Source organism: Paenibacillus sp. MAHUQ-63 (assembly GCF_028765165.1).
Classification (GTDB): Bacteria; Bacillota; Bacilli; order Paenibacillales; family NBRC-103111; genus Paenibacillus_E.
On the sequence record NZ_JARADB010000004.1, the window covers coordinates 324,497 to 339,866 of the forward strand.

At 49.2% G+C, this 15,370-nt stretch carries 14 protein-coding genes; all 14 read left to right on the top strand.

What is annotated here, in order from left to right; all coding sequences use genetic code 11:
* Window positions 1-6: 6 nt before the first annotated feature.
* The gene (locus PUT07_RS24770; protein WP_274471345.1) at window positions 7-330 is read left to right on the top strand and encodes a hypothetical protein; all 324 of its coding nucleotides are present in this window, start codon (window positions 7-9) and stop codon (window positions 328-330) included.
* A 35-nt stretch (window positions 331-365) separates the two neighbouring features.
* Complete coding sequence (locus PUT07_RS24775) at window positions 366-950, top strand: hypothetical protein (RefSeq protein ID WP_274471347.1); 585 nt, start codon at window positions 366-368, stop codon at window positions 948-950.
* Complete coding sequence (locus PUT07_RS24780; RefSeq protein WP_274471348.1) at window positions 943-1,452, top strand: hypothetical protein; 510 nt, start codon at window positions 943-945, stop codon at window positions 1,450-1,452. The genes PUT07_RS24775 and PUT07_RS24780 overlap by 8 nt, the downstream gene beginning before the upstream one ends.
* 249 nt (window positions 1,453-1,701) lie before the next feature.
* Window positions 1,702-2,400, top strand: a complete 699-nt coding sequence (rpsB, locus tag PUT07_RS24785; RefSeq protein WP_274471349.1) for a 30S ribosomal protein S2 — start codon at window positions 1,702-1,704, stop codon at window positions 2,398-2,400.
* A gap of 110 nt (window positions 2,401-2,510) precedes the next feature.
* Window positions 2,511-3,161 (top strand): translation elongation factor Ts, encoded by a 651-nt coding sequence (gene tsf, locus PUT07_RS24790; protein ID WP_274471350.1) that lies wholly within the window; start codon window positions 2,511-2,513, stop codon window positions 3,159-3,161.
* Between the two features lie 88 nt (window positions 3,162-3,249).
* Window positions 3,250-3,975, top strand: a complete 726-nt coding sequence (gene pyrH / locus PUT07_RS24795) for a UMP kinase (protein WP_274471352.1) — start codon at window positions 3,250-3,252, stop codon at window positions 3,973-3,975.
* A 3-nt stretch (window positions 3,976-3,978) separates the two neighbouring features.
* Window positions 3,979-4,533, top strand: a complete 555-nt coding sequence (gene frr / locus PUT07_RS24800; RefSeq protein WP_274471353.1) for a ribosome recycling factor — start codon at window positions 3,979-3,981, stop codon at window positions 4,531-4,533.
* Between the two features lie 64 nt (window positions 4,534-4,597).
* Window positions 4,598-5,371, top strand: coding sequence for an isoprenyl transferase (locus PUT07_RS24805; RefSeq protein WP_274471354.1), 774 nt, complete (start codon window positions 4,598-4,600; stop codon window positions 5,369-5,371).
* Between the two features lie 78 nt (window positions 5,372-5,449).
* Window positions 5,450-6,244, top strand: a complete 795-nt coding sequence (locus tag PUT07_RS24810; protein WP_274471355.1) for a phosphatidate cytidylyltransferase — start codon at window positions 5,450-5,452, stop codon at window positions 6,242-6,244.
* 24 nt (window positions 6,245-6,268) lie between these two features.
* The gene (locus PUT07_RS24815; protein WP_274471356.1) at window positions 6,269-7,414 is read left to right on the top strand and encodes a 1-deoxy-D-xylulose-5-phosphate reductoisomerase; all 1,146 of its coding nucleotides are present in this window, start codon (window positions 6,269-6,271) and stop codon (window positions 7,412-7,414) included.
* A 169-nt stretch (window positions 7,415-7,583) separates the two neighbouring features.
* The gene (rseP, locus tag PUT07_RS24820) at window positions 7,584-8,843 is read left to right on the top strand and encodes an RIP metalloprotease RseP (RefSeq protein WP_274471357.1); all 1,260 of its coding nucleotides are present in this window, start codon (window positions 7,584-7,586) and stop codon (window positions 8,841-8,843) included.
* A gap of 15 nt (window positions 8,844-8,858) precedes the next feature.
* Window positions 8,859-10,307 (top strand): proline--tRNA ligase, encoded by a 1,449-nt coding sequence (proS, locus tag PUT07_RS24825; protein ID WP_274471358.1) that lies wholly within the window; start codon window positions 8,859-8,861, stop codon window positions 10,305-10,307.
* A gap of 68 nt (window positions 10,308-10,375) precedes the next feature.
* Entirely contained in the window at window positions 10,376-14,683 is a 4,308-nt protein-coding gene (locus PUT07_RS24830) for a PolC-type DNA polymerase III (protein ID WP_274471359.1), read from the top strand.
* A 221-nt stretch (window positions 14,684-14,904) separates the two neighbouring features.
* On the top strand, window positions 14,905-15,369 hold the full coding sequence (gene rimP, locus PUT07_RS24835; RefSeq protein ID WP_274471360.1) for a ribosome maturation factor RimP: 465 nt from the start codon (window positions 14,905-14,907) through the stop codon (window positions 15,367-15,369).
* Window position 15,370: the final 1 nt, after the last annotated feature.

Below are 15,370 nucleotides of genomic sequence, written 5' to 3' on the forward strand. Positions count from 1 at the left end.
TACGCGATGAGTTTGAAGGCCATCGATTTACAGTTCGCTGTACACAAGAATGATGAGACGGGCATCCGGCAAAACCAGATGATGCAGAAGCCTCGGCAGGACGAGACGATTCTGGAGAATCAATCCTCACAATCGACGGAACAAGACCGCCACCGCAGTGCTAAGCTCGAAGAGAGCGTGCGTGCCGACATTAAGGATCATGGCAAGCAGCAGCAGCCGAATACGAATGGGAAACGGTTGCGCAAGGCGAGCGCGGATACGGGGACAACGGAACTGTCGCACCAACCCGATCACCCCTACAAAGGGCATCATATCGATTTATCATTATAAATGCATATTTCATTTAATAGAAAAAGGTGAACCCTATGGCTATGCAGCCGTGGATGTATGTCGTGCTTTTAGGCTTGGTCATCATCGTGTACGCACGCTTCCTGCCCAAAGATCAGGCAGGGTCCTCAGCTAAGAAGAACGTAGTTGCCGAGATCGAAGAAACGATCGAGCACTTCGCGGCAGAAATGGATGAGCAGAATCAATCGCTGCTGAATTTATTCGCGAAGACGAAGCAGGATTATGAAGTCGAACTGGCCAAGCTGGCCGGAAGGCTCGAAACGCTGGAGAAACAGAAGCATGAGCTTTCGCAAGAACTGACGAAAGTCCATGTGACCCAACAGATGCATACATCGTCGAATGCTCACATAGAAGCTGCATCCATGACGCAAGCTGCCGCGGCCGCGGTTCATTCAGAAGATACGCTGCCCGTTATGGAGGCAAGCGTACCCGAAGAACCAAGTTATACGGGCTTGAGCATGAAGAGCAGGTATGCTGAGCTTTTTGATTTGCATGAGCAAGGGAAAGGCGTTGAAGCCATCGCCAAGAAATTAGGGATGAACAAGGGCGAAGTTTCGTTGATTCTTCAGCTCTCCAGACAGGAGGAACGAGCTCGTGTTTAGAAACCGAACCTTCTTGGTAGGCATAGGGACTGGCGTTATTGTAGGGGCACTGCTGCTGCAAGTGATGTCTGTCCGTTCCGGTGTTCCGGGCGGATCCGGGTTGACGCTGGATGAGATGGATCCCCAAAAGTTGAAAGAAGAAGCCTCCAAATATTATCAGGTCTATGATAAGAACACCAAAATGTATACGCAGGCTGAACTCGATGCTAGTGTCGGGCAGAAAGTCAAGGAAGCGACAGAAGGGTTGGCTGCGGCTAAGCCCACCGAGCAGCCAAAGGTCGAAACGGTCCATCGAACGGTGATTTACGTTCAGCCTAATCTTGACGCGACGGCCGTTGCCGAGCTGCTGGTGAAATCAGGCCTGATCACCGACCGCAAAGCCTTCGCCGATGAGCTTGCCAAGCAAGGCGGCAATACGAAGCTGCAGGTTGGCTTTCATGTTTTCGAAGGGCAGATGGATATGAAGCAGGTCGTGACGAATTTACTCACTCAGCAGCAATAAACCGCAGTTCTAACGGATCTCAATTCGAGGTCTTTTTTTATTGAAATCCGACATGAACGTTCCCTTTTCGAGGGAAATTGAGCTTAACGACAAAAGGTTGCATCGCCATTTGAGTTGTGGTATATTTATTCACGGTGTTAAAAACTCACGCCAGTCAATTTGCATAATGGTGCTTACATCGGTAGGTTTTATGCAAAGATGCGACAGGCGGCGGATACCAAATAAACCATTTTAGAGGAGGGATTGGGGATGGCAGTTATCTCCATGAAACAGCTTTTAGAAGCTGGCGTACATTTCGGTCACCAAACACGTCGTTGGAACCCGAAAATGGACAAGTACATTTTCACAGAAAGAAACGGAATTTACATTATCGACTTGCAAAAAACGGTTAAAAAAGTTGAGGAAGCTTACAACTTCGTTAAATCCGTTTCTGAAGATAATGGTACAATCCTTTTCGTAGGAACGAAGAAGCAAGCTCAAGATTCCGTAGCTGAAGAAGCAGAACGTTGCGGAATGTACTTCATCAACCAACGTTGGTTGGGAGGTACGTTGACTAACTTCCAAACAATCCAAAAACGTATCGATCGCTTGAAAACTCTTGAAAGATGGGAAGAGGACGGTACTTTCGAAGTTCTTCCTAAGAAAGAAGTTATCATTCTCCGCAAAGAGAAAGAGCGTCTTGAGAAGTTCTTGGGCGGTATCAAAAACATGAAAACTCTGCCTAGCGCACTATTCATTATCGATCCACGCAAAGAGCGTATTGCTGTTGCAGAAGCTCGTAAATTGGGTATCCCAATCGTTGGTATCGTTGATACGAACTGTGATCCGGACGAAATCGACTACGTGATCCCAGGTAACGATGATGCGATCCGTGCCGTGAAATTGCTGACAGCCAAAATCGCTGACGCAGTTATCGAAGCACACCAAGGCGAGCAAACAACAGCTTAATCAATAAGAATGTGAAAAGGGTGGTTGGAAGGTGTAACAGCCTGTCACCACCCTTTTTTTAAGAAATCAATGGCATTACATATTAAACCATTAACGGGAGGTTTCTTTCCATGGCAGTAACAGCAGCACAAGTAAAAGAATTGCGTGAAAAAACAGGCGCAGGTATGTTGGATTGCAAAAAAGCGCTTGAAGAAGCAAACGGTGATTTGACGAAAGCAGGAGAAATTCTGCGTGAGAAAGGTCTTTCCGCAGCTGCTAACAAAGCTGGCCGTATTGCTACAGAAGGAGCAGTTGAATCCTACATCCACGCTGGCGGTAAAGTTGGCGTACTGGTTGAGATCAACTGTGAGACTGACTTCGTAGGTAAAACGGATCAATTCAAAGCTTTCTGCAGAGACATCGCCATGCACATCGCGGCTGCAAGCCCAAGCTATGTACGTCGTGAAGAAGTACCTACAGAAGCGTTGGAGAAAGAGAAAGAAATTCTTCGCAACCAAGCTCTGAACGAAGGCAAGCCTGAGAAAATCGTTGACAAAATGGTTGAAGGCCGTATTGGTAAATACTACGAAGAGTACTGCTTGATGGAGCAGCCATTCGTGAAAGATCCAGACAAAACAATCGAGCAATTGTTGAACGAGAAAATCGCCACAATCGGCGAGAACATCTCTATCCGCCGCTTCGTACGTTTTGCTCTAGGTGAAGGCCTTGAGAAGAAACAAGAAAACTTCGCAGAAGAAGTTATGTCCCAAGTTAAACTATAATAGCTATATCAAAAAGATGGAACACTTGGTGTTCCTTCTTTTTTAGCCCATAAGTTTTGTTCATGCATGGAAACGGAGGTCTTACAAGTTGGGTCAACCTTATTATAAACGTATAGTGCTAAAATTGAGCGGCGAAGCTTTGGCGGGACAGCAAGGTTACGGCATTGATTCCGAGGTGATTACCTCCATCGCCCAACAAGTGAAAGATGTTGTTGAACTGAATGTCGAAGTTGCGATTGTCGTCGGCGGCGGTAACATTTGGCGGGGGATTGCCGGCAGTGAGAAGGGCATGGATCGTGCGACAGCCGATTACATGGGCATGCTTGCAACCGTAATGAATTCGCTGGCTCTTCAGGATGCATTGGAAAACATCGATGTGCCTACAAGAGTACAGTCCTCCATCACGATGCAGCAAGTGGCCGAGCCTTACATTCGTCGTAAAGCAATTCGCCACCTGGAGAAGGGGCGTGTCGTTATTTTCGCGGCAGGCACAGGCAACCCGTACTTCTCTACGGATACGACGGCTGCTCTAAGAGCGGCTGAAATTGAAGCGGAAGTTATTCTTATGGCCAAAAACAAAGTGGATGGCGTGTACTCCGCTGACCCGTACAAAGATCCAACAGCAAAGAAATTCGAAACGTTGACCTATATGGAAGTCATCAGCAACAATCTTGGTGTCATGGATTCCACCGCTTCTTCCCTCTGTATGGATAACAACATCCCGTTAGTGGTGTTCAACATTACGGAAAAAGGGAATATTAAACGCGTGGTCCTTGGCGAGAAAATCGGGACTACAGTTAAAGGGAGTGTCTAAACGATGCCGCAAACCGTGAAAAAGAATGCAGAAGACCGTATGGATAAAGCGATTGGCGCACTGAAAAGAGATTTGACATCTCTTCGTGCAGGGCGTGCTACACCGTCTTTGCTAGATCGTATTCAAGTGGAGTATTATGGAGCAATGACGCCTGTGAATCAATTGGCTAATTTAACGACGCCGGATTCCAGAACTTTGCTTATTCAACCGTGGGATAAAAGCTCCATGTCCGCTATCGAGAAAGCGATTATGAAGTCCGACTTGGGATTGACGCCGTCCAACGATGGTTCCGTCATCCGTATTGTCATCCCGGCTTTGACGGAAGAACGCCGTATGGAGCTCGTGAAAATGACAAAAAAATTCGGCGAAGAAGCGAAGGTTGCCATCCGTAACATTCGCCGCGATGCCAATGATGACATTAAAAAGCTGGAAAAAGCAGGAATCTCCGAAGACGAGTCCCGCAAACATCAAGAAGATATCCAGAAGTTTACGGACAAGTTCGTAGCTGAAGTTGAGAAAGTTTTGGCTGCAAAAGAAAAAGAAATCATGGATGTATAAGATAGATATGCCCCCGGGTAGTCGCTGGGGGTTTTTCATCTTTCCCTAGTTGGGAGGAACAACAGTGCTCAAGCTATTAAGGCAATGGTTTGGAAAGAACAATCAGCCGGTTTCTGCAGCTAGGCCCGAAATAGAATTAGACAAGGTACCGGCGCACGTCGCCATTATTATGGACGGGAACGGACGCTGGGCCAAGCAAAGAGGCTTGCCTCGCGTAGCCGGTCACCATTCCGGCATGAAGAACGTCAAGAAAATTACGATGGCCGCGAATGAGATCGGTGTTAAAGTGTTGACGATGTATGCTTTTTCTACGGAAAATTGGAAGAGACCGAAGGAAGAAGTCGATTTCCTCATGAAACTTCCGCAAGAGTTTTTTCCGTTGGAGATCGAGGAGCTCATCCAGAACAATGTCCGGATTCGTATGACCGGATGGAGAGAAGGGCTGCCGGAACACACGCTTAGTGCGATTGAAGGCGCGATCGAACGGACTAGAAACAATACGGGACTCATTCTGAACTTTGCTCTTAATTATGGCGGCCGTAAAGAGATGATTGCCGGCGTTCAAGAGATGATACGGGATGTCCAAAGCGGCAAGCTGCAGCCGGAGGAACTGGATGAATCGCGATTCTCCACGTATATGCTTACATCCGATTTGCCGGACCCTGACTTATTGATACGCACTAGCGGTGAATTGAGGCTCAGCAATTTCCTGCTATGGCAATTAGCTTATTCGGAACTGTGGTTTACGGAGGCTTACTGGCCGGAGTTTACGGAATCATTATTTTTGCAGGCTATCGCCGAGTACCAACGCCGCGGGAGACGATACGGAGGCCTTTAAGTTCATTAGCTTGTCTCCCGATGCAAGATGGCGGGCTATCGCCGCCTGACCGAAGTCGGTCATTTAGGAGGATTCAACTTGAAACAAAGAATTATCACAGGGGTCATTGCTGCAGCTGTTTTCATTACTTTATTGGTATTAGGCGGCTACTGGTATGCGGGGTTGATCGTGTTAGTGTCCATACTGGGTTACCGTGAATATCTGCAGATGAATGACTTTATGAAGCACAAAGGAACAAGCGCTGTCGGACTCATTGCGTTATTGTACCTTACCATACCGTGGGAGTTTGTTGGCATCTCCCTGCCGGTTTCTTCTACCGCGATGATCTGGTTGGCGATGTTCGTCCTTCTGTTCATTACGGTCGCTTCGAAAAATAAAATCACGATCGATCAGGTGTCCGTCATCTTATTAGGAGTCATCTACATTGCTTTCGGCTTCTATTATATGATTACGGCGCGTCTGGCGGAGCATGGGTTGTTCTGGTCCATCCTTATATTCGTATGCATATGGGCGTCCGATTCAGGGGCGTATTTCGTCGGTTCGAAGCTGGGCAAGCATCCGCTGTGGCCGACCATCTCCCCGAAGAAGTCCATCGAGGGGGCCATAGGCGGCGTGATCATTTCCATGATCGCAGCTATCTGTTTCGCTCTATATGCACCGGACTTGCTCGGTTTGGGCAAAGCATTGGCACTCGGCTTCATCATTGCAGTCGTCGGTCAAGTCGGAGATTTGATTCAATCGGCCTATAAACGTGTGAAAGGCATTAAAGATACGGGAACATTGCTTCCGGGCCACGGCGGCGTTCTCGACCGCATGGACAGCTGGCTAATCGTCTTTCCTTTTATATATTGGATCGGGATTCTTCCTATATAACACGAAAGGTGAGGTGATTTGGAGATGAAAAAAATTGCCATTCTGGGTTCAACGGGCTCGATCGGTACGCAGACGTTGGACATCGTGCAGCACAACACGGAGAAATTCCAGGTTGAAGCCATTTCAGGCGGATACAATACGAAGCTGCTGATCGAGCAAGTGAAGCAGTTTCGGCCGAAGCTAGTTTCGGTGGCGACGAAAGAATTGGCGGACGAGGTTGCAAGCTGCGTTCCGGCTCAAACCACGGTGCTGCATGGCGAACAAGGCTTATTGGAAGTCGCGGCTTCCACAGACGCTGATTTGCTTGTAACCGCTTTGGTTGGCAGTCAAGGTCTTAAGCCTACGATGGCAGCAATCGCCGCCGGTAAGCATATCGGTCTTGCCAATAAAGAAACACTTGTTAGCGCCGGGCACATCGTGACAAGCGCCGTTCGCAGCAAAGGCGTTGATCTGCTTCCGATCGACAGCGAGCATTCGGCGATTTACCAATGCTTGAACGGTGAGAACCGCTCGCAAATCGCGAAAATCACGCTGACGGCGTCCGGAGGTTCGTTCCGGGACCGCACGCGTCAGGAGCTCGAGGGCGTTACGGTCGAACAAGCGCTGCAGCATCCGAACTGGTCGATGGGCGCGAAGATTACGATCGATTCCGCAACGATGGTGAACAAAGGACTGGAAGTGATCGAAGCCCATTGGTTGTTCGATCTTTCCTACGATCAAATCGACGTCATCATTCATCCGGAAAGTGTCATTCATTCTTATGTAGAATTCATGGACAACAGTATTATTGCGCAGTTGGGCAACCCCGATATGCGTGTGCCCATCCAATACGCATTAACGTTCCCGGACCGGTATCCAACGCCGACGAAACGTCTCAATCTGGCTGAAGCCGGCAGGCTGAATTTCCGCGAGATGGATTATGAGCGATACCCGTGCATGCGGATGGCGTTCGAGAGCGGCCGACAGGGCGGAACGACACCGACGGTGTATAACGCCGCTAATGAAGTCGCCGTCGCCCGTTTTCTCAAAGGCGAGATCACGTTTCTGCAAATTGAGCAGGTTATCGAAGCCGCGCTGCAGCAGCATGAAAGTTTCGCCAATCCTGAACTCGAATTAATTCATGAGCAGGATCAGTGGGCTAGAGCTTTCGCTCAGTCCATCCGGTTTTAAGGAGAAGAGCTTAAGTCAGCAGGTTGGCTCGGCTCTTTTTTACTCTGACGGCAGGTAAGTCTAATTCAATCTCCCGGCTCGTATACTGTGCATAAAAGGGCTAGCTTGTATTCAGCGGTTCAAAAATGGTAATCTAAGAACATGCTGTCCATGAAGGAGGAAATACGACTTGTCAGCCATAGAAGTGGGATTGAAGGTTATTCTGTTGTTTTTCGTTCTTGTTACGATTCATGAATGGGGTCATTTTTACTTTGCCAAAAGGGCAGGTATTTTAGTTAGAGAATTTGCCATCGGCTTCGGACCCAAGATTTTCTCATATAAAAAAGGGGAGACACGGTATACGCTGCGCATTCTGCCCATCGGCGGGTTCGTTCGCATGGCCGGAGAAGACCCCGAAATCGTACAGGTGAATCCTGGACAAACCGTTGCCATCAAACTGAACAAGGATAATAAAGTGTCTTCGTTATTTCTCGATCAATTGGATCGACGCTCCAACGTCATTCAAGGCGTGGTAGAACATATCGATATGGAGAGAACGCTTCAGGTCACACTCGATGTCGATGGCGAAAGAGTGAGCTATCCGATTGACCCTCAAGCGATGATGGTCACGAAGGGGACCGAGACGCAAATCGCGCCTTATGACCGCCAATTCGGATCCAAAACCGTGGGACAACGCGCGCTTGCCATCGTCATGGGACCGGTGATGAACTTCGTTCTGGCGATTGTGCTGTTCTTGATCGTCGTCATCATGTCCGGCGTCTTCACGAATGTGAAGCTGGACTCTGTCCTTGCCGGCAAAGCAGGCGAGAAGGCAGGCCTTCAAAAAGGCGATATCGTGATGTCCATCGACAATCAGCCGATCGGCGCCGATCGCGAGAAGCTGGTCACGACGATTCAAGCTTCGGCCGGCCAGCCGATGACGTGGGTCGTTGACCGTTCGGGGAATCCGTTAACTTTACAGGTTACCCCCGAAATGGAAGATGGCTCCGGCAAGCTGGGGATCGTGATTTCCGGCGACCGCAGAAGCGCTACCTTCCGCGAAGTGATTAGCGGTACCTATGAGAGCGTTGTAGGAACGACGATCGGTATCGTTACGAGTTTCCAGAAGCTCATCATGCTGCAATTTAAGCTTGATGATTTAGGCGGACCTATTCGAACCGCTCAAGTATCTGCCCAATTCGCGCAAATGGGAATTACCGTATTTCTCTCTTGGACCGCGACGTTAAGCTTATACTTAGGCATTTTCAATTTGTTGCCGATACCGGCATTGGACGGCAGCCGTCTTCTCTTTATGGGATTGGAAGCGCTCCGGGGCAAGCCGATCGATCCGAACCGCGAAAGCATGGTTCATTTCGTTGGGTTTGCGCTGCTCATGCTGCTTATGGTGGCCGTCACGTACAACGACATTTTACGCTTGATTAAGGGCTAAGATCTGGGAGGGTTTATGTCAAACGATAAGCAGTTTGTGAAAGAGATTACACCGCAGGGAGAGGATTTCTCCCGCTGGTACATAGATGTAATTAAGAAAGCGGATCTCATGAGCTATTCACCGGTCCGCGGCTGTATCGTGTTCAAGCCTGACGGCTATGAAATCTGGGAGAATATTCAACGCGAGCTGGATCGTAAGTTCAAAGATACCGGCCACCGCAACGCTTACTTCCCGCTGTTCATCCCCGAGAGCTTCTTCCAGAAGGAGAAAGAGCACGTAGAGGGCTTCAATCCGGAGCTGCCATGGGTTACCGAGGCTGGCGGCGAGAAGCTGGAGGAGCGCTTGGCGATCCGTCCGACATCCGAGACGATGATCGGTCACATGTACGCCGAATGGATTAATTCCTACCGGGATCTGCCGCTCTTGATCAATCAATGGGCGAACGTTGTGCGCTGGGAGAAGCGGACGCTGCCGTTCCTTCGCACGACGGAATTCCTGTGGCAGGAAGGACATACGGCTCACGAAGATGAGCAGGATGCCCGCCGTGAAACGATGCAGATGCTCGAAGTGTACCGCGAATTCGCCGAAGATTTCTTGGCCATTCCGGTAATCGTCGGCCAGAAGACGCCTTCCGAGAAATTTGCAGGGGCTATCGACACGTTCTCCATCGAAGCGATGATGAAGGACGGCAAAGCCGTACAAGCAGGAACTTCCCACTATTTGGGGACCAACTTCGCAGTTGCGTTCGACATCAAATTTCTGGACCGCGATAACCAGCATCAATTCGCCCATACGACTTCTTGGGGCGTAAGTACACGCCTGATCGGCGCGCTGATCATGGTTCACGGCGATGACCGCGGTCTGGCACTGCCGCCGAAGGTTGCTCCTACGCAGGTCATTATGATTCCGATCGGGCCGCCGAAAACGAGAGAGCAAGTGATCGCTCGCGTGGACGAGCTTTATGCCGAATTGAAGAAAGCCGGTGTTCGCGTCAAAGTGGACGATCGTGCCGATCAAAGCCCGGGTTGGAAATTCAACGAATACGAGATGCGCGGCGTACCGATTCGTGTTGAGCTGGGGCCTCGTGACATGGAGAACGGCCAGGTTGTGCTTGTTTCCCGTGTTACCGGAGACAAGAGAATCGTGCAACAAGCGAACTTTGTCGAAGAAGTTCAAAATTTACTTGCTGAGATTCATCAGCAGATGTATGATAAAGCGAAGCAGTTCCGCGACGAGCATTACATCGCCGTTGATTCCATTGATGAGTTCAAAACATTCCTGGAAACCAAACGCGGCTTTGCACTTGCCGGATGGTGCGGATCGAACGCTTGCGAGGAGCAAGTGAAGCAAGAGACGGGGGCAACAAGCCGTAATATTCCGTTCGAACCAACAGAAACGAAGTCGACATGTCTGGTTTGCGGCGACGCTGCCAAGCATACGGTTGTTTTTGGCCGGAGCTATTAATTACAATCCTAAGGGCACATGGAGGCAAGTTTTCCATTGCCCTTCGTATTTTTTTGGGGAGGCTGTTCATGAGTAATTTGGCTGATAAACGGAATCGGTTTGAGCTTTTGATGCAGCAAGCCGAGATTCCAGCCGATATGATGCGCTCATTTTTTGCGGAAGGTTATATCGATCAAGTAGAAATCAGTCGGAAGAACCGCGACTGGACGTTTTATTTGGTGAAAAATGAATTGGTGCCTCAGAACATTTACCGCTCTTTCTGCAAAATGATTCAAGAGAAGTTCGCGCAAATTGCGAAAATTCGGTTTATTTGGAAGTTCGAAGGGGCGGAACCTGCCGCACTCGTGGAGGAGTATTGGACCTTATTCATGGAATGGCTGCAGCGCGAGGTTCCTTCCATTAACGGCTGGATGGCCAAAGCAAGATTTGAGGTATCGGGTCCAACGCTTTCCTTGATTATGCTGGATGCGATCGGCCTGGAACTGGCGAAGAAGAAAAATGTCGACACTTATATCAAAGACTTTTTTAACAACTATTTCCAAACGGAATTAAATGTGAAATATGCCATCAGCGATTCCGCCGATATCGAAACGGAATATGAGAAGTTCGCCAAACAGCGGGAGCAGAGCGAGAAGACGATCACGCAAGAAATCATGATGTCGATCGACATGGAAGAGGAAGAATCCTCGCTGCCGGACGATTTGAAGCTGGTGATGGGCTATGAAATTAAGGAAGTGCCGACGCCGCTCAAAGATATTCAAGAGGAAGAGAAGAAAATCACGGTGCAAGGTACGGTCTTCGGCTTGGAAGTCAAGGAGCTCCGCAACGGCAATACGCTCTTTACCTTCAATCTGACGGATTTCACGGATTCGATGGCGATGAAGGTGTTTGCCAAAACGAAGGACGACGTGAAGATCATGAGCCTGCTGCAGAACGGTACCTGGATTAGAGCCAGAGGCAAGGTGGAATATGACCGCTTCATGCAAATTCCCGAGCTCGTCATGATTCCGAACGATTTGACTGAAGTCATGGCGCCTAAGGACCGGATGGACGATGCGGAAGAGAAACGCGTGGAGTTTCATCTGCACACAACGATGAGTACGATGGATGCGTTAACGCCTGTTGACCAATACGTGAAGATGGCGGCCAAATGGGGTCACAAAGCGATTGCGATCACGGATCACAGCAATATTCAATGCTTCCCGGACGCCGGCAAGGCCGCGAAGAAGCATGGCATCAAAGTGATTTACGGCGTTGAAGCGAATGTGGTGAACGACTCCGTGCCGATCGTCATGAATGCGGTCAATATCGAGATGAAAGAGGCGACCTATGTCATCTTCGACGTGGAGACGACGGGGTTGTCCGTTACGAACAACCGCATCATCGAGCTTGCAGGCGTGAAAATGCAGGACGGCAAAGAAATCGACCGGTTCGCAACGTTCATTAACCCGCATGAGAAGATTCCTTATAACATTCAGCAATTGACGAATATTACGGACGATATGGTTGTCGGTGCACCTGACATCGAGGAGGAGCTTCCGAAGTTCGTGGAGTTCGTCGGCGATGCCGTGCTCGTTGCCCATAACGCCCGTTTCGATATGGGCTTCCTCCAAGCGAATTTGAAGCGAATGGGATTGCCCGAAGTAACGAATCCGGTGTTGGATACGCTCGAACTGGCGAGATTCTTATTCCCGGCTATGAAAAATCATCGTCTTAACACGCTGTCAGACAAATTTAAAGTAAGCTTGGACAACCATCACCGCGCGATCGACGATTCCATTGCCTTAGGATTTGTACTATATCATTTAATTAACGAGGCGTACGATCGACAAATTACGAGTCTGGCCAAGCTGAACGACTACGTCGGCAAAGATTTGTCGAATCAGCGGCCGTTCCACTGCTGTGTGTATGCGTTGAATGCCGTAGGCAAAAAGAACTTATTCAAACTTATATCCTTATCCCATACTACTTATCTGCAAAAGTCGGCGACGATTCCGAAGAGCGTGCTTGTTGAACTGAGGGAAGGTCTGCTTATTACTTCCGGCTGTGAGAAAGGTGAATTCTTCGAAGCGGTTCTGAACAAATCCATCGAGGAAGCCGAACAAGTCGCAGAGTTCTACGACATTCTGGAAATTCAACCGGTCAGCTATAATATGCACCTGGTCGATAAGGAGCTTGTCGGCAGCGAAGAAGATTTGCGCAATGCCGTTAGACGCGTCTGCGAGATCGGCTACAAGACGGGCAAGCCGGTCATCGCCACAGGGAACGTGCATTATCTGCACCCGCGCGAGAAAATGTGCCGGGACATAACGATTCACGGGATTACCGGCTTCAGCCCGCTCAAATCGATGAAGAAGCCGGACGCTCATTTCCGTACGACCAAAGAGATGCTGGAGGAGTTTAAGTTCCTGGGCGAAGAGAAAGCGCTCGAAGTCGTCGTTCGCAATACGAATGAGCTGGCAGACCGCTTCGAAGTGATCGAGCTGTTCCCGGACAAGCTGTTCACGCCGATCATCGATGGAGCTGACGAAGAAATCCGGAATACTTGTTATACGACAGCCAAAAATATTTATGGGGATGAACTGCCTGAGGTCATCGTTGCCCGGTTGGAGAAGGAGCTTGTGCCGATTATTAAATACGGGTTCTCCGCCAACTATTTGATTTCCGAGCGACTGGTGAAGAAATCCAATGCCGACGGCTATCTTGTAGGCTCGAGGGGATCGGTTGGTTCATCGGTCGTTGCGATGATGCTCGGCATCTCCGAGGTGAATCCGCTGCCGCCTCACTACATTTGCTATTCCTGTCAGCACAGCGAATGGTTCTTGGACGGCAGCGTGCCCAGCGGCTTCGATTTGCCGAACAAGGATTGCCCGAATTGCGGCGGAAGTCTCAAAGGCGACGGCCATGACATTCCGTTCGAAACGTTTCTTGGCTTCAAAGGGGACAAAGTTCCCGATATCGACTTGAACTTTTCCGGTGAATACCAGCCTGTTGCCCATAATTATACGAAAGAAATTTTCGGTGAGAAATGCGTATTCCGTGCGGGAACGATCGGAACCGTCGCCGAGAAAACGGCTTTCGGCTTCGTTAAGAAATACGAAGAAGAGTATGGCCATAAGTGGCGTGGTGCCGAGCTGAACAGGTTAGCGGCAGGCTGCACAGGCGTTAAGCGGAGCACGGGTCAGCATCCTGGGGGAATCGTAGTCGTCCCTGATTACATGGAAGTAGATGATATTACCCCTGTTCAATACCCGGCGGACGATAAGAATTCGGAATGGAAAACGACGCATTTCGATTATCACGCCTTCGACGCCAACCTGCTCAAGCTGGATATTCTCGGGCACGACGATCCGACGATGATGCGGATGCTTCAGGACTTGACGGGTATCGATCCGACGACCATTCCGATGAACGATCCCAAAGCGATGAGCATTTTTAATTCAACGGACGCCCTTGGCGTCACGCCGGACCAGATTCGTTCCCCGGTTGCCACCTACGGCGTGCCGGAGATGGGAACGAAGTTCGTTCGGCAGATGCTGCAAGAAACGCAGCCGAGCTCCTTTGCGGATTTATTGCAGATCTCCGGATTGTCACACGGAACAGGCGTTTGGCTCGGCAATGCCCAAGAGCTGATCAAGAAGGGCATCTGTAATATTAAAACCGTTATCGGATGCCGTGACGATATTATGTTGTACTTAATTTATAAAGCCGGCATGGATGCGGGTCTCGCGTTCAAAATTACGGAAAGCGTACGGAAAGGGAAAGGTTTGACCGACGAGTGGAAGGAAGAGATGAAACGCTGCAACGTGCCTGCGTGGTATATCGAGTCCTGTGAGCGAATCGAGTACATGTTCCCCAAAGCGCATGCTGCCGCATATGTTATTTCAGCAGTACGTACCGCTTATTTCAAGGTGTATCACCCGATTGCCTATTATGCGACTTATTTCAGCGTTCGTGCGGCGGACTTCGATTTGGACCTGTTGTGCCAAGGTTACGACGCCATACTCAAGCGTCTGATCGAGATCGAAGAGAAAGGCTTCCAAGCTACTCCGAAAGAGAAGGCGATGGTCTCCATTCTGGAGATGTCGCTGGAGATGACTTCGCGAGGGTTCAGCTTCAAGCCGATCGATATTTATCGTTCGGATGCGACGCGATTCACGATCGACGGCAATTCCTTGATACCGCCATTTGCGGCGATGTCGGGGATCGGCGAGAACGCAGCGAAGAATATCGCTGCCGCCAAGGATGATGGCGATTTCCTTTCGATCGAGGACTTCCAGAACCGGTCCAAAGCATCCAAAACGGTCATCGAGCTTTTGACATCGATGGGGTGCTTCCGCGGATTACCGGAATCCAATCAACTGTCTCTCTTCTAAAATGACCAGCTTTTCCATTGGTATAATCTTAGCTGTCAAGTGAAAAACATTTACAACTTGCTATTGTAATGCAAAGATTGGTTATGGTATAATTTTTCTTGGCAATAATGAGGATATCAGCTTGTGATCAAAGAGTGGGGAAACCCACTCTTTACATTTTGATATAGGACTTTTCGGTATGAAATAAGGGGAAAGTCAAATTTTAGGAGGTACATGTATCTGTGGTTACACAAGCGCATATCAAATCCGTCATAGAGGACATGCTGAAAGACTACATGGAACAAAATGGATTTGAACTCGTGGATGTCGAGTATGTCAAAGAGGGCAGCAATTGGTTCCTTCGCGTGTATGCGGACAAAGAAGGCGGAATTGATATAGATGATTGCGGCCGCATCAGTGAGTTTCTGAGTACTCAATTGGATCAGAAAGATCCGATCCCTGATGCTTATTTCTTGGAAGTATCTTCACCTGGCGCAGAGCGTCCGCTTAAGAAAGTTCAAGATTACTATAAGGCTGTAAATTCCCACGTCTTTGTAACGACCTATGAGCAAATCGAAGGTGCCAAGGAATTTGAAGGATTATTGCTCTCATTTGACGAACAAGATCTGGTAATTGAAATTGGCAAGAAGAAAGTAACGATTCCGTTCACTAAGGTAGCAAGCGCTCGTCTCGCTATCGTCTTTTAGT